Annotated in this window: 18 protein-coding genes; 12 read left to right on the top strand and 6 right to left on the bottom strand. The window is 70.3% G+C overall.

The window, feature by feature from the left end; genetic code table 11:
• Window positions 1-43: 43 nt before the first annotated feature.
• From AOP78_RS09060 to AOP78_RS09040, 5 genes are read left to right on the top strand one after another with little or no spacing between them, the layout of a single operon-like run.
• Complete coding sequence (locus AOP78_RS09060; RefSeq protein ID WP_062203465.1) at window positions 44-577, top strand: RNA polymerase sigma factor; 534 nt, start codon at window positions 44-46, stop codon at window positions 575-577.
• Complete coding sequence (locus tag AOP78_RS09055) at window positions 574-1,659, top strand: hypothetical protein (protein ID WP_062203464.1); 1,086 nt, start codon at window positions 574-576, stop codon at window positions 1,657-1,659. The genes AOP78_RS09060 and AOP78_RS09055 overlap by 4 nt, the downstream gene beginning before the upstream one ends.
• The gene (locus AOP78_RS09050) at window positions 1,631-2,437 is read left to right on the top strand and encodes a class I SAM-dependent methyltransferase (RefSeq protein ID WP_369401084.1); all 807 of its coding nucleotides are present in this window, start codon (window positions 1,631-1,633) and stop codon (window positions 2,435-2,437) included. The genes AOP78_RS09055 and AOP78_RS09050 overlap by 29 nt, the downstream gene beginning before the upstream one ends.
• Window positions 2,438-2,446: 9 nt before the next feature.
• Window positions 2,447-2,842, top strand: coding sequence for a VOC family protein (locus AOP78_RS09045; protein ID WP_062203463.1), 396 nt, complete (start codon window positions 2,447-2,449; stop codon window positions 2,840-2,842).
• Between the two features lie 49 nt (window positions 2,843-2,891).
• A complete protein-coding gene (locus AOP78_RS09040; RefSeq protein ID WP_062203461.1) occupies window positions 2,892-3,245 on the top strand; it encodes a zinc ribbon domain-containing protein YjdM in 354 nt (117 codons plus the stop codon).
• Window positions 3,246-3,269: 24 nt separating this feature from the next.
• On the opposite strand, the gene AOP78_RS09035 is transcribed toward AOP78_RS09040, so the two are convergent.
• The gene (locus AOP78_RS09035; RefSeq protein ID WP_062203459.1) at window positions 3,270-4,187 is read right to left on the bottom strand and encodes a pseudouridine synthase; all 918 of its coding nucleotides are present in this window, start codon (window positions 4,185-4,187) and stop codon (window positions 3,270-3,272) included.
• Window positions 4,188-4,315: 128 nt separating this feature from the next.
• On the opposite strand from AOP78_RS09035, the gene AOP78_RS09030 reads away from it, so the two are divergent.
• The 4 genes from AOP78_RS09030 (at window position 4,316) to AOP78_RS09015 (ending at window position 6,587) form a co-directional block, all read left to right on the top strand.
• Window positions 4,316-4,621: a TfoX/Sxy family protein gene (locus AOP78_RS09030; protein ID WP_062203457.1), complete on the top strand. Its 306-nt coding sequence runs from the start codon at window positions 4,316-4,318 to the stop codon at window positions 4,619-4,621.
• 95 nt (window positions 4,622-4,716) lie between these two features.
• A complete protein-coding gene (locus AOP78_RS09025) occupies window positions 4,717-4,941 on the top strand; it encodes a hypothetical protein (protein WP_062203456.1) in 225 nt (74 codons plus the stop codon).
• A 70-nt stretch (window positions 4,942-5,011) separates the two neighbouring features.
• Window positions 5,012-6,154 carry a VanZ family protein gene (locus AOP78_RS09020; RefSeq protein WP_062203454.1) on the top strand — a complete coding sequence of 381 codons (1,143 nt, stop codon included), beginning with the start codon at window positions 5,012-5,014 and terminating at the stop codon, window positions 6,152-6,154.
• A gap of 10 nt (window positions 6,155-6,164) precedes the next feature.
• On the top strand, window positions 6,165-6,587 hold the full coding sequence (locus tag AOP78_RS09015) for a VOC family protein (RefSeq protein WP_062203452.1): 423 nt from the start codon (window positions 6,165-6,167) through the stop codon (window positions 6,585-6,587).
• Here the strand turns inward: AOP78_RS09015 and AOP78_RS09010 are convergent.
• Window positions 6,584-7,255, bottom strand: a complete 672-nt coding sequence (locus AOP78_RS09010; protein ID WP_062203450.1) for a DNA alkylation repair protein — start codon at window positions 7,253-7,255, stop codon at window positions 6,584-6,586. The genes AOP78_RS09015 and AOP78_RS09010 overlap by 4 nt on opposite strands.
• A gap of 67 nt (window positions 7,256-7,322) precedes the next feature.
• Here AOP78_RS09010 and AOP78_RS09005 point away from each other — a divergent pair, with 67 nt between their 5' ends.
• Window positions 7,323-7,829, top strand: coding sequence for an HXXEE domain-containing protein (locus tag AOP78_RS09005; protein ID WP_062203449.1), 507 nt, complete (start codon window positions 7,323-7,325; stop codon window positions 7,827-7,829).
• On the opposite strand, the gene AOP78_RS15580 is transcribed toward AOP78_RS09005, so the two are convergent.
• Together AOP78_RS15580 and AOP78_RS08995 are read right to left on the bottom strand one after the other, a co-directional pair.
• Entirely contained in the window at window positions 7,805-8,935 is a 1,131-nt protein-coding gene (locus tag AOP78_RS15580) for a methyl-accepting chemotaxis protein (protein ID WP_062203447.1), read from the bottom strand. The genes AOP78_RS09005 and AOP78_RS15580 overlap by 25 nt on opposite strands.
• Before the next feature lie 82 nt (window positions 8,936-9,017).
• The gene (locus AOP78_RS08995; protein WP_062203445.1) at window positions 9,018-9,554 is read right to left on the bottom strand and encodes a CGNR zinc finger domain-containing protein; all 537 of its coding nucleotides are present in this window, start codon (window positions 9,552-9,554) and stop codon (window positions 9,018-9,020) included.
• A 65-nt stretch (window positions 9,555-9,619) separates the two neighbouring features.
• On the opposite strand from AOP78_RS08995, the gene AOP78_RS08990 reads away from it, so the two are divergent.
• A complete protein-coding gene (locus AOP78_RS08990; RefSeq protein ID WP_236685346.1) occupies window positions 9,620-10,603 on the top strand; it encodes an EamA family transporter in 984 nt (327 codons plus the stop codon).
• Here AOP78_RS08990 and AOP78_RS15610 read toward each other — a convergent pair.
• Window positions 10,539-10,937, bottom strand: a complete 399-nt coding sequence (locus AOP78_RS15610; RefSeq protein ID WP_369401088.1) for a DUF952 domain-containing protein — start codon at window positions 10,935-10,937, stop codon at window positions 10,539-10,541. The two genes, AOP78_RS08990 and AOP78_RS15610, sit on opposite strands and share 65 nt — an antisense overlap.
• Before the next feature lie 105 nt (window positions 10,938-11,042).
• Window positions 11,043-12,137, bottom strand: a complete 1,095-nt coding sequence (locus AOP78_RS08980) for a methyl-accepting chemotaxis protein (protein ID WP_062203433.1) — start codon at window positions 12,135-12,137, stop codon at window positions 11,043-11,045.
• A 187-nt stretch (window positions 12,138-12,324) separates the two neighbouring features.
• Between AOP78_RS08980 and typA the strand changes: the two genes are divergently transcribed.
• Complete coding sequence (gene typA / locus AOP78_RS08975; protein WP_062203423.1) at window positions 12,325-14,226, top strand: translational GTPase TypA; 1,902 nt, start codon at window positions 12,325-12,327, stop codon at window positions 14,224-14,226.
• Window positions 14,227-14,279 lie beyond the last annotated feature (53 nt).

Genomic DNA, 14,279 nt, shown 5'->3' with positions numbered 1-14,279 from the left:
TCGACGAGGGTGTTCGTTCTACCCTTCGATCGGGGGTTGATTGATGAAGGACAGGGACGTCGTCGAGGCGCTGTACGCGCAGTCGATGCGGCGCTTGAGCGCGTATGCGTACGCGCTGGTCGGCTCGTACAGTGGGGCTGAGGAACTCGTCCAGGACGCGATCGTCAAGACCTTCTCGAAGCGGCGACGGTGGCAGGACCTCGCCGCGGCCGAGGCGTACGTGCGGGCCACGATTCGGAACCTTCATATCGACGCCGTGCGCAGGAACGCGCGATGGACGGCACGCCTCCCCAAGCTCGCTCGCGACGAGGTGGTCCCCAGCCCAGAGGTTGCCGTCGAGAGTGACGAAGCGGTCGCCGTCGCGCTCGCGTCGCTGCCTCCGCGAGTGCGCACCGCGATCGTCCTGCGCTACCTCGACGACATGACCGTCGCCGCCGTCGCGTCCGCGATGACGGCCTCCGAGGGCACGGTCAAGCGGTACCTGTCGGACGGCCGAGCGCTGCTCTCGCAGCACTTCGAACCGGGCGACGACGACGAGTTGCGAGAGACCGTGAGAGTGAAGGAGGCCCGGCGATGAGCGACCTGGGAGAGGTTCTTCACGACGGTACGGACCGGGTCGGCGGACAGATCGATGCGCGGGGCGACAGCGCCCTGCGCTCGGCCGCCGCGTGGCAGCGGATCAGGAGCCGTCGACAGCGTCGGGCCGCGTGGTACACGGCGGGCACGGTGAGCGCAGTCGCGGTCGTCGCCTTCGTCGCGAGCGGCGTGGGCGGCAGCGTGCTCGACGCATCCCCCGTGCAGCCGGCGGCCTCGGCGAACTCATGTGACCGCGGCGAACCGAGCGTGGAATCGGCGGTGCGAGGCTTCCTCGAGGCGGCGCAGGACGGCGATGTCGACGCGGTGACGGCGGAGCTCCTGGTGGGGTTGGAAGCCGATGCCGATTCCGTGGCCGAGCTGCAGGGCATCATCGGGGACGCGGAGGCCGACAGCCTCAGGCTCTCCGTCACCCAGCCGACCAGTCTGACGCGTTACACCGTCAAGGTCTCCACGGCGGATGGCGACGACCTCGGTCGCTATGCGGTCGGCGAGATGGTCGATCAGCATCCGGGCTGCTTCGCGGTCGAATGGGGGCAGTCGCTGCCGAGCGACCCGTCGGCCTCCGTGACGCCGTCGGCCAGCACGGTCCGGTACCCGCTGTCCTTCGGCATGTTCGAGGACTATGCGACGGCGCCGGTGGCATTCGGCGATGGCGCGAACGGCGGGTGGACCTACGCCATCGACCTCGTCGACGCCCAGACCGCGAGCATCACGCTCTCGCACGTGGTCCTCACCGGCGACCCGGACCAGGACGCGTTCATCCGGTTCTACCTCGTCCTCAGCGAGCAGATCACCGGCTCGACCCCCTTGTACGACGACGATGCGCTGGTGGGCTACATGTATCCGCTCACGCAGGAGATCTCTGCCAATCGGCTGATCGAGCTCGGCGGCAGCGAGGAGAGCACCTTGACCACGCGGTTCGACGCGAACGAGGTCAGCGAGCTCGCGGCCATCGTCGTCGGGGACGCGGTGTGGTCGGACGAGGTGGACGCAGGCGGCGTCAGCATCGGCGACGACGGCTTCGTCTCCTACGGTGAGGAGGAGCCTTCACCCGCTTACTAGCACTCCGCACGCCGCGGACATCGCGCGGCCCGGTAGCGTTCGACGCGTGAGTCTCGTCGGCATCGCACGCGCGTCGAGACGCGAGCGCCTCCTTCGTCGCCTCGATGAGTTCAACCGCGCGTACCCGTGGAGCCACAACGACCACTATCGGAGCTGGGTACTGCGGAGTGTCCCCCATGGGGCGCACGCCGTGCTCGACGTCGGATGCGGGACGGGGAACCTGGTGCGCGCGCTGGCGTCGACCGTGGACTCCGTGCGCGGCATCGACAGCGATGAGGCCACGGTTCGTCTCGCCGAGGAGCGACTGCGCGACCTCGACAACGTGACCGTGTCGTGCGAGGACTTCGCGACGCTCTCAGCCGCGCCGTCATACGACGCGATCACCGCTGTGGCGGTGGTGCATCATCTTCCGCTTCAGGAGACGCTCGCTCAGATGAGGGCGATGCTGCGGCCGGGCGGACGTGTGATCATCGTCGGCTGCTATCGGGAGGAGACTGCAGCGGACCGCGTGGTGTCCACCGCTGCCCTCCTGGCGAACCCGATCCTCGGCTTCCTCAAGCGACGCGACGCCGCGGAGTCCCGCGTGGCGATGTCAGCACCCACCACGGAGCCCGTGCTCGGCCTCGATGAGATCCGCGCCATCGCCGCAGATGTCCTCCCGGGTTCGACGGTGCGGCGGAAGCTGTTCTGGCGTTACGGGCTCGTCTATCGCCATCCCGGCCAGGCGGCGGTACGTGGCGAGGTGGACGGGCTGGCCCGCCGTCGGCCAAGGGGTTAGCGTCGTCGCATGACCGGTCTCACCCCGTACCTGCACTTCGACGGTGCGGCGCGCGACGCCCTGACGTTCTACCAGGGAGTCTTCGGCGGGGACCTCGTGCTCAACTCGTATGCGGACTTCGGCCGCACGGACGGGCCGCAGGACTCGATCGCCCACGGCATGCTGCAGGGGCGAGTCGAACTGTTCGCGGCCGACGCGGGGCCCGACGACGAGGCCCTTGAGCTTCGTGGGGTCATGTTCTCGCTGCTCGGCACGGCGGAGCCCGCTGAGCTCGAGTCCTGGTTCGCGGCCCTTGCCGACGACGGCCGCATCCGCGATCCGCTGCAGCTGCGGCCGTGGGGTGCCCATGATGGCACGGTCGTCGACCGCTTCGGAATCACCTGGCTCATCGGATACGAGGGCTAGGTTCACGACCGCCGGGCCACGCCGCGCATGCCGCGCTACCGTTGGCCGCATGAGCGACACCCTGCCTCCCTGCCCCGAGTGCGCGTCCGACCTCACCTACGAGATGGGCGCGCTCCTCGTGTGCCCGATGTGCGGTCACGAGTGGTCGGCGGAGCTGGAGGTCGATACGGCTGGCGACGAGCCTCGCGTGATCAAGGACGCCGTCGGGAACGTGCTCGCGGACGGCGACACCGTGACTGTCATCAAGAGCCTCAAGGTGAAGGGCTCGCCCCAGCCGATCAAGGTGGGCACCAAAGTGCGCGGCATCCGGCTTGTCGACGGGGTCGATGGTCACGACATCGACTGCAAGATCGATGGATTCGGGCAGATGCAGCTCAAGTCCAGCGTGGTCAAGAAGGTCTGACCCTTCTCGTGAGCCGCGCGGGGTCTAGGCTGTCGGCCACTCGAGCTCGCGCGGGCTCGCATAGTCCCGCTCCGCGCCATCAAGCGGATCGGTGAAGCGCAGGCGGCGAGCGACGAGCCGCAGCGGCTCGGAGAAGTCGGCCGGGTCATCGGGCAGCACGTGCGGGTACAGCGGGTCGCCGACGAGCGGCAGCCCCGCGTCCGACATCTGCAGCCGCAGCTGGTGCGTCTTGCCCGTGACGGGCGTCAGTCGATACCTCGCGTAGCCGCCGCGCACCTCGAGGACCTCGACCAGGGTCTCCGCGTTCGGCTCCCCTGGCACAAGCGAGGCCTGCAGGGTCCCCACCCGCTTCTCGATGCGCCCGACCAGGCGCAGGGGGAAGGTGAGCGACGCATCGTGCGGCGCGATCGCCTCGTACGTCTTGGACATCCGCCGCGACTGGAACGCCTTCGCGTACGCGCCGCGGACCTCGCGCCGCGTCGTGAGCACCAGCACTCCGGCGGTCAGGCGATCCAGACGATGCGCGGGCGCCAGCTCGGGAAGGTCCAGCTCGACGCGCAAGCGGATGAGCGCCGTCTCGCGCACGTGCAAGCCGCGCGGTGTCGTCGCCATGAAGGGGGGCTTGTCGACCACGAGCAGGTTCTCGGTGCGGTCCAGCACGGGGATCGGGAACGGCACGGGGGTCTCGGGCGCGAGCTCGCGGTGGAACCACACGAACGTACGCGGCCGATAGTCCTCGTCCCCCGTCCAGGCCCGCCCCGCATCGTCCACGAACTCGCCGGCCTCCAGCCGGCGCGGAACCTCCGCGGCGGCCGGCAGCCGCGCGAGCAGGAACTCCCGCATCGTCCCGTGCTGAAGCGATCCGTCGGGGAGCGGGTCGGGCGTGCGCACCCACGCGGCGTCGAGCCCGTGGCGCTGGGGGAGCGGCGAACGGGGAGGCATCAGGACGATGCTCGGGCTGGGGTGAGGGGCACGAGAAGCATCGTACGGACGTGGCCGGGTCGGGTGCGCCCCGGCGGGGCGGTCTGCCGGCCGAGCACAGTGTCGGACCCCCGGCCTACGGTGAGTCCATGGCCACCTCGCGACAGACCGTCGACTATCTCCTTGAGCAGCTCGCGCCTCTCGACGTCCGCGCCCGCGCGATGTTCGGCGAGTTCGGGCTGTACTGCGAGGACACGTTCGTCGGGCTGATCTGCGACGACACGCTGTTCCTCAAACCGACGCCGGTGACGGAGGGCTTCGACGTCGGCGAGCCGTACCCGGGTGCGAAGCCTCACCCGATCGTCGACGCGGACCTCCTCGAGGACCCCGACCGACTGCAGGAGCTCGTCCGGGGAACCGCCGAGGCACTCCCCGCGCCGAGACCGCGAAGATGAGGCGGGCTCGAGCGGCGCCATCCTCGAGGCCTGCTCGACATCGCTTCACGTTCCCTGTAGGAAAGTGACATGTCCTCTCCGACCGCAGCGATCGCATGACCATCGTCTACGTCGTCCTCGGCCTGGTCGCCGCGCTGCTGATCTACGGCTTCATCGCAGCGGCTCGGCGAGGCGAGTCGCCTGCCGAGGTCTGGCGCAACGCCCGTGCGATGGAGACGCCGCGCGACCCCTACGCGAGCGTCGACGAGTCCGACGTGGACTGGAGCCAGTGGGGAGACTCCGACAGCGATGGCGGAAGCGATGGCGGAGACGGCGACTGACCGTCCACCGCAACCCACAGTTGTCGCAGAATCGCGCCCCGCGCAGCCCGCGTCGGGTTGAATAGCAGTTGTGTTCGATACCTGGGCTTCGCCCGCCTTCGCGGCGATCATCACCGGCGGAGCCCTGTGGGGGGTCATCCTCGCACCGCTCCTGCTGTACCAGATCCGCGCCTACGGGGGCCTGAGCCTCACGCGCGCGGGCGGCGCCGCCGCGGTCTCGATCTACGGTGTCGCGCTCGTCGCGTACACCCTGCTTCCGACCCCCGGGACCGACTCGTGGTGCGCGTCCGATCGCGGCGGCACGATGGAGCTGGACGTCTTCCACTCGATCGACGACATCCGCTGGGCCGTCGCGCACTACGGCATGCCCGACGCGCTTCTCTCCTTCACGGTGCTGCAGGTCGCGATGAACGTCGTCCTCTTCATCCCGTGGGGCATCCTCGCGCGACGCTACTTCAACATGCCGTTCGTGCTTGCCGTGCTCTCCGGCGTCTTCGCGTCGCTCGCGATCGAGCTCACGCAGTACTCGGGGGGCTGGTCGCTCGTCGGCTGCCAGTATCGCGTCGCCGACATCGACGACCTGCTCGCGAACTCGCTCGGCGCGCTCATCGGTGCGATCATCGCGCCCCTGCTGCTGTTCTGGATGCCTCCCGCGAGCAGGCTCACCGAGGGGCGGCTGCGGCCTCGGCCCGTGCTGGGCCTGCGCCGAGGCGCGTCGGTCGTGCTCGATCTCGCGATCCTGTGGGCCACGGCGCTCCTGTCGTTCCAGGTCATCGACCTCGTGGCGCCCGCGGGCGGCACCGACGCGGACTCGGCCTCGCGTCATGCCTTCGCCTTCGCTATCGGCGGGCTCGTCGTGCTGGTCCCGTCGGTCGTGCGCGGGGGGCCGTCCTGGGGGGAGCGGATCGTGTGGCTCCGCCCCGCCGGGCGCTGGGGCGGCGACGTCAGCCGCGCCCGCATCGTCCTGCGCGGGTTCGCCGGCCTCGGCGTCTACGCGACCCTGTGCGCGGTGGGCTCCGGGCTCGAGGGAGCGTCGGGAGTGAGCCCTTACCTGGTGATCCTCGGCCACGCGTTCGCGGCGACGCTCGTGCTGTGGGCCGCGATCGACCCGCGCGGAGGTCTTCCCGATCTGCTCGTCGGCGCGGCCATGGTCGACGAGCGGGGCACGGCGGAGCCTGACCTCGCCGAGGACGATGTCATGCCCGAGGCGTAGCGTCGCAGGCATGGACCCGCGACTCTCCTTCGTCACCCTCGTCGTCCGCGATCTCGCGCGCAGCCGCGCCTTCTACGTCGAGGCGCTCGGTTGGACGCCGGAGCTCGACGTGCCCGGCGAGGTGCTGATGGTGCGCGTGGCTGACCGGGTGGTCCTGTCGCTGTGGCAGGACGATGCCGCGGTCGCCGAGATCGGGCCGGTGGCCAGGGGAGAGGGCGCGCCTCCGTTCACGCTCGCGCACAACGTCCGCGAGATCGAGGACGTCGACCGCGTGATCGGCGAGCTGGTCGAGGCGGGGGCGACGCTCGTGCATGCGGCGACGACGCGCGACTGGGGTGGGCGGTCAGGCTACGTCGCGGACCCGGATGGCTTCCTGTGGGAGATCGCGTACAACCCCGGTCCGATCGGGCAGTCGGTGCTCGGCGAGGCCTAGGAGCCCTCGCTGCGTCGCACCATCTCCGCGATCCACAGCGGCGCGTAGGGCGAGGTGCAGTTCGGGGGCGTCGGGTAGTCCTTGAGCACCTCGAGGGTCTCGCCGATCGCCAGAGCGCGCTCGCGGCGCGACGGGTCCGTGATGCCGATCTGTGCGAGCGTGCTGTTCATCTCCCACTGCAGTCGCGAGTCGGCGGACTTCATCTCACGCTCCACCTGGTCCAGCAGCGCGTCGAGATCCAGCCCCTCGGGGCTCTTCACGACGCGGTCCCAGGTGAGCGCCCAGCCTGCGGCGGCGACCCACGGGTCCGGGTCGTCGAACCACAGGTCGCGCAGCTCCGCGGCGTGCGGTCCCTTCTTGACGACGTAGTTGATCAGCCAGTCCTGGATCTTGGGGCGCCTGCCGTCTCGCATCATCGCGTCCAGGTCCGCGGCGGAGAACGCCCTCGGCTTGCACACGAGCAGCGCGAGGAGCCTCGCAGCGGTTCCTTCCGTCCCCCACAGTGCGAGAGCGAGGTCCTGGTCCTTGCCCAGGCGCTTCGCGATCGCCCGCATCCTCGTGAGGTTCACGCCGTGGTCGTCGCCGTGGCGCTCGTTGATGGCCCGCATCTTGGGGTCCTCGAGGGCCTCGAGCTCCGCGAGCAGCCCCGTCACCGTCGAGTCGTCCATGAGGCCCTCCCCGGCATCGTCCGATGGTCCCAGGGTAGCCGGGACGATGCGGGGTTACGTTGGGGGCATGGCCCTGTCCGGTCCTTCGGCGCTGTTCCTCGCGTGGTCCCTCCACGACCTCGAGGAGATCGCAGCGTTCCCCGCGATGTCGCAGCGGCTCGCCGACGCCACGGGGATCGACGCGGTGCGCATGGACCGATCCCAGGGCGCATTGGCGGTCGGGCTCATGGGCGTGCTGGTCGGGACCGCGTGCGTGCGCGGGGCGAGGACCGAGGGGCGCTCGCGCCTGTACCGCGCGGCGGTCGCGGGGCTCGAGGCTCACGTGTGGACCCACCTCGCGCAGTCGGTGGCAGCGCGCGGCTACACGGCCGGCGTCGCGACCGCGGTGCCGGTGATGCTGCCGGGCGCGCGGCGCGCGAGGCATGAGCTGGAAGGCGCAGGCCGCCCGCTCACGCGCGCGGACAGGATCGGGGGCACGGCCTTCATGTGGGCCGCCGCGGTGGCGTGCCAGGTGACGGCGGGGGTCGTCGCGCGCGCGGTGCGGCGGCGTCAGGAGCCGGAAGCGACCCGCTGAAGCTTCTGCGTCTCGTCGCGAACGTCGCCCACCTCCTGCGCGATCTCGGCGACGTCGTGCGTGGTCTCCTGCGCCGCCTGGGCCACGCGGCTCACCGAGGCGGCGAGCTCGTTGGTGGTCGCGGACTGCTCCTCGACCGCGCCCGCGATCGAGGTCTGGGCCTCGGAGATCTGGTCGATCAGGCCCGAGATGGACCCGAGCGCCTCGGTGACCTCGGACGCGTTGGTCTGGAGGCCGGCGATCATGTCCGTGATGCGCTTGGTGGCGTCGGCGGTCTCGCGGGCGAGCTCCTTGACCTCGGAGGCGACGACGGCGAAGCCCTTGCCGGCCTCTCCCGCGCGGGCGGCCTCGATGGTCGCGTTGAGGGCGAGCAGGTTGGTCTGGTCGGCGATCTGGGTGATGAGCTTGACGACCACGCTGATCTCCTGGCTCGAGGCGTCGAGCTTGGACACGGATTCGGAGGCCGCGCTCGCCGAGTCGACGGCGTCGCGAGCGACGGTCGAGGCCTGCGCGGTCGACCCCGCGATCTCCTTGACGGCGGCGCTCATCTGCTCGACCGCGGCTGCGGCGGTCTGCGCGCCGTCCGAGGTGCGGCTCGCCTGGTCCGTGAGGGCCCGCGAGAGCGAGTCGAGCCTGTCGCTCTTGTCGAGGATGCGGCCGCTCGTGTCGCGGGCGACCTCGCCGACGGACTCGTCCCACGTGGCGTCCGTCCACACCACGCAGTAGCCGATGACCTTGCCGGCGGCGTCCTTCACGGTGTTGATGTTGGTGTGCAGCGTCGTCTCCCCGAAGGAGAACGATGCCTCGCGCGGGAAGTTGCGGCCGTCGCCCAGGAGGCGGGCGATGCGCGAGGGGTCGGAGTGGAAGCGGTGGATCTGACCGCCGAGCATGTCTCCGCTGTCGACGCCGAAGCTGTCCTTGATCGAGCCGTGGATGCCCTTGATCGCCTCGAGCGCCATGGGGTTCGCGTAGATCATGTTGTGGTCGAGGTCCGCGAGGAACACGTTGGCGCGCAGGCTGTCGAGGATCGCGCGCAGGCTCGCGGTGCTGCTGAGAAGCGGGTGGTCGCCGCGGCCGTGGGGCGAGTGGGTGCTGCCGAAGTGCATGGGTCTCTCCCGGGACAGGCGGCGCCCCCCGGGTGCCGCTCATGGCCCCTATCGGCCGCGATCTCGAAGGTGAGAGGGTTCCTCAGTCCTCGGAGGCCTGGCGGGCGCGGAACGCCGCCTGCGCGGCACGGTTGGTGCACGTCACGGAGCAGTACTTGCGCGATCGGTTGCGGGACAGGTCGATCACCACGCCGTCGCAGTCGTCCATGGCGCAGCGGTCCAGGCGGCTCATCTCGTCCTCACGGATCACGTCCACCATGCCCATCGCGGTCTCCACCATCACGCGCTCGGCGAAGGGGCTGTCGTCGGCGACCGCGTGGATGTGCCAGTCGGTCTCGTCGTGGCGCACGAGGCGGGGGACCGCCTGCGCCTCCTCGAGGATCCGGTTGACGAGCGGGACCGCCTCGTCGCGCGTCGCGGTGAACAGCTCGCGCAGGGGGGTGCGTATCGCGCGGACCTGCGCGAGGTCGCGCTGCGTGGGCTCGGGGCCGGAGTAGCCGTACTCGCGGAAGAAGGACACGAGCTGGTCGAGGGTCGTCATCGTGTCCGGCTCGAGCTCGGTGTTGGACAGGCGTACGCCCGACTCGAGCGCCATGGCGGTGTCATCGGTGAAACGCATTTTGACACATTACCATCGCCCCGCTAATGTCAGGTGCCATGGCGACTTTGACTCATGACGCACGTGTGGGGCGTCTCACCTCCGGACTCGGCTTCGCGCTGGTCTCGGCAGGTTCCTTCGGCCTGTCCGGAAGCCTCGCTCGCGGGCTCATGGACCTCGGCTGGTCCGCGGGCGCGGCCACGCTCGCGCGCGTCGCCATCGCCGCCGTCGTCCTCGTGATCCCCGGCCTGCTCGCGCTCAAGGGCGACTGGTCCCTGCTGCGTCGCGGCCTCGGGACGATCGTCGCGTACGGCCTCCTCGCGGTGGTCGGCGCACAGCTGTGCTACTTCATGGCGGTCGGCACGCTCGACGTGAGCGTCGCGCTGCTCATCGAGTACCTCTCCCCGCTCGCCGTCATCGCGTTCATGTGGGTGCGGTACGGCCATCGCCCCACCCGCGCCACGTTCCTCGGAGCCGGCGTCGCCGCCGCGGGACTGTTCCTGCTGCTCGACATCGTGGGAGGCGGCCCGCTGTCCATCACCGGCATCGCGTGGGCTCTCGGCGCGATGATCGGCGCGGCCGGCTACTTCATCATCTCGGGCGACGACTCCGTCGAGCTGCCCCCGCTCACGCTTGCCGCGGGAGGCCTCGTGGTCGCCGCCCTCGGCCTGGTGACCGCGGCCGCGCTCGGCGTCCTGCCGATCGCCTTCCACACCGGGACCGTTCACTTCGTGCCGTTCGACGCGCCGCTGTGGGCCGTCCTAGGAGCGCTCGGCGTCATCACCGCGGGCGTGTCGTACGTGGCCGGCATCGCGGCCACCCGCCGCCTCGGCGCGAGGCTCGCGTCGTTCGTGGGACTCTTCGAGGTGGTCGCGGCGACGCTGTTCGCGTGGTTCCTGCTGGGCCAGGCCCCCGGCCTGACCCAGGCCTTCGGCGCGCTGCTCGTCCTCGGCGGAGTCGTGGTCGTGAAGCTGGGGGAGAGGGACGATGCGGTGGCCGAGGACGTCACGGTCCTCGTCCCGCCGACCGCGCCCCCGACGGTGGAGCCGCCGACCGCCGTGGCCGCCTGAGCCGCATCGTCCCGGAACCCCGACCCGCATCGTCCCGGCGGGCTCCCGCCCGCTGGAAGCCGCTCACTCGAAGCCGCTCACTCGAAGGTGAGCCAGCCCTTCTCGATGCTCGCGGGCCGCGGCGACACCCAGGCGGGGTCGATCGGGCCGTAGATGTGCGGGAACTGCTCGTCGTCGCCCTCGTACCGGACCTCGGTGCCCGCCCGCGGACCGCGTCCTCGTCCATGACGAGCGCGACGAGCGGCTCCGCGAGGTCCGCGTAGAAGCGCTTGGCGGTGCGCGGCAGCTGCAGCCACGTCGAGCAGTGGATGAACCCCTCGGACTCGAGGGTCATCCCGACCCCAGAGACGCGGTACTCACCGGCCGTCTTCGCGGCCTCCCAATCCGACGCACGCGCCAGGTGCACGATCTCCATGCCCTCAGCGTGCCACGCGGACGGCTACTGGTTGGTGAGCGCCTCCAGCGCGTGCGACGCCTCGGCCACCTCGGCCACGCCGGCCGCGATGGTCGCCACGTCCTCCGAGGTGGTCTGCGCGGTGCTCGCGACATCCGCGACCGACCGCGAGATCTCGTTGGTGGTCGCGGACTGCTCCTCGACCGCGCCCGCGATCGAGGTCTGCGCGCCGGAGATCTGGTCGATCAGCTCGGTGATCGCGGTGAGCGACGTCGTGACGTGCGCGCTGTCGTCCTGAAGGCCGCTGATCATCTCGGTGATGCGCTTGGTGGCGTCGGCGGTCTCGCGGGCGAGCTCCTTGACCTCGGACGCGACGACGGCGAAGCCCTTGCCGGCCTCTCCGGCCCTGGCGGCCTCGATGGTCGCGTTGAGGGCGAGCAGGTTGGTCTGGTCGGCGATCTGGGTGATGAGCTTGACGACCACGCCGATCTCCTGGCTCGACGAGTCGAGCTTCGTGACCCGGTCGGTGGCCTCGCCCGCGGCGCCGACGGCCTCGTTCGCGACCTCGACCGCCTTGGTGGCGGACGACGCGATCTCGTGCACCGACGCGCTCATCTGCTCGACCGCCGCGGCGGCGGTCGTAGCGCCGTCCGAGGTGCTCAGCGCCTGCTGGCTCAGCTGGCCGGTGACGACCTCGAGCTGGCCGGACAGGGCCATGATCTGCTGCGCGGTGTCGTGCGACGACCTGCGGATCTGCTCGGCCTGCGTGCGGTCCTCCCACGAGTACGTGAAGCAGGTCGGCCGGCCCTTGTCATCGACGAGCAGGTTCAACGTCGTCGCGACGAACCCGCCGTTGATCGAGAACGAGTTGTGCTTGGGGTAGTCCGCCGGGCTCACGGAGATGCGCGACACGTTCTTGAAGTCCTCGATCACGACGCCGAGGAACGTTTCGGGCGAGACGCCGCCCATCGCGCCGATCGCGCCGCACGAGGCCTTGTTGATGTACTCGATGCGCCCGTCCAGGCCGACGATGAACACCGGGATCAGGATCCCGTCGATGAACGCCTCGAGGCCTACGCGCCTGACTGAGTCGGTGGTGCCGAGGCCTGCGTGCTGTCGCGTCGGCTTGAGTGTCGCCATCGTCGGTGCCCTTCCTGCTGTGGCGCGCGACGCGGGCGGCGTGCGCGATGCTGTCGCCCTCCCATCGGCGCGTCCCCCGCGAGGGTGAGCGTTCCGGCCGGAGCGGGGCTCGTGCTCGGACGGCGATACAATGAGGCCGTCGGCCCAGGGAGGGACCGGCTCCCTCCCTTACGAAACGAGTACACGCATGCCCCTGCGCTCAGACCTGCGCAACGTCGCGATCGTCGCCCACGTCGACCACGGCAAGACCACCCTCGTGGACGCGATGCTCCTCCAGGGCGGCGCCTACGGCGACCACGCTCACGTCGAGGACCGCGCCATGGACTCGGGCGACCTCGAGCGCGAGAAGGGCATCACGATCCTCGCGAAGAACACCGCCATCCGCTACACCGGCGAGGCGGCCCCCGAGGGCGGCGCGACGATCAACGTCATCGACACCCCCGGCCACGCCGACTTCGGCGGCGAGGTCGAGCGCGGCCTGTCGATGGTCGACGGCGTCGTCCTGCTCGTCGACGCGTCCGAGGGTCCCCTCCCGCAGACCCGCTTCGTGCTGCGCAAGGCGCTCGCCGCGAAGCTGCCGGTCATCATCGTCGTCAACAAGGTCGACCGCCCCGACTCCCGCATCGACGAGGTCGTCGAGGAGACCCACGACCTGCTGCTCGGCCTCGCCTCCGACCTCGAGGACGAGGTCCCCGACCTCGACGTCGATGCGCTGCTCGAGGTCCCCGTCGTCTTCGCGTCCGCGAAGAACGGCATCGCCTCCCTCACCCAGCCCGCCGACGGCACCCTCCCCGAGGGCGACACCGTCGAGCCGCTGTTCAAGGTCATCATGGAGCGCATCCCCGCGCCGTCGTACGACGAGGGCTCCCCGCTCCAGGCGCACGTCACCAACCTCGACGCGTCGCCGTTCCTCGGCCGCCTCGCGCTGCTGCGCGTCTTCAACGGCGAGATCCGCAAGGGCCAGCAGGTCGCATGGGCCCGCCACGACGGCTCGATCAAGCAGGTGAAGATCACCGAGCTGCTCGAGACCAAGGGCCTCGAGCGCGTTCCCGCTGAGAAGGCGTTCGCGGGCGACATCGTCGCGATCGCCGGCATCGAGGACATCACGATCGGCGAGACCATCACCGACCTCGACGACCCGCGCCCGCTGCCGCTCATCCAGGTCGACGACCCCGCGATCTCGATGACCATCGGAATCAACACCTCGCCGCTGGCCGGCCGCGTCAAGGGTGCCAAGGTCACCGCGCGTCAGGTCAAGGACCGCCTCGACAAGGAGATCATCGGTAACGTCTCCATCCGCGTGCTCCCGACCGAGCGCCCGGACGCGTGGGAGGTTCAGGGCCGTGGCGAGCTCGCGCTCGCGATCCTCGTCGAGCAGATGCGCCGCGAGGGCTTCGAGCTCACGGTCGGCAAGCCGCAGGTCGTCACCAAGGAGATCGACGGCAAGGTCCACGAGCCGATGGAGCACATGACCATCGACGTGCCCGAGGAGCACCTCGGCGCCGTCACGCAGCTCCTCGCGTCGCGCAAGGGCCGCATGGAGTCGATGGCCAACCACGGCACCGGCTGGGTGCGCATGGAGTTCATCGTCCCCGCGCGCGGCCTCATCGGCTTCCGCTCGACGTTCCTCACCGACACCCGCGGCACCGGCATCGCGTCGTCGATCGCGGCGGGCTACGAGCCCTGGGCGGGTCTCATCGAGTACCGCTCCAACGGCTCGCTCGTCGCGGACCGCGCTGGCGCGGTCACGTCCAACGCGCTCATGGCGCTGCAGGAGCGCGGCACCTTCTTCGTCGGCCCCACCGAGGACACGTACGAGGGCATGGTCGTCGGTGAGAACTCGCGCAACGAGGACATGGACGTCAACATCACCAAGGAGAAGAAGCTCAACAACATCCGCTCGTCCACGGCGGAGGAGCTCGAGCGCCTCGCGCCCCCGCGCCGCCTGACCCTCGAGGAGTGCCTCGAGTTCGCGGGCGAGGACGAGTGCGTCGAGGTCACGCCGGAGAACGTGCGCATCCGCAAGGTGATCCTGGACCAGACCGAGCGCGGCCGCGCCGCGTCGCGCGCCAAGCGTCAGAACGCGTAGCCAGCCGGCACCTCAGGCATCAGGCCCGGCCCCCCGTCGTGGGGGCCGGGCCT

Source organism: Demequina salsinemoris (assembly GCF_000974805.1).
Lineage (GTDB): Bacteria > Actinomycetota > Actinomycetes > Actinomycetales > Demequinaceae > Demequina > Demequina salsinemoris.
Note: the sequence above shows the minus strand (reverse complement) of the source record. Positions and strands in the feature narration are given on the sequence as shown.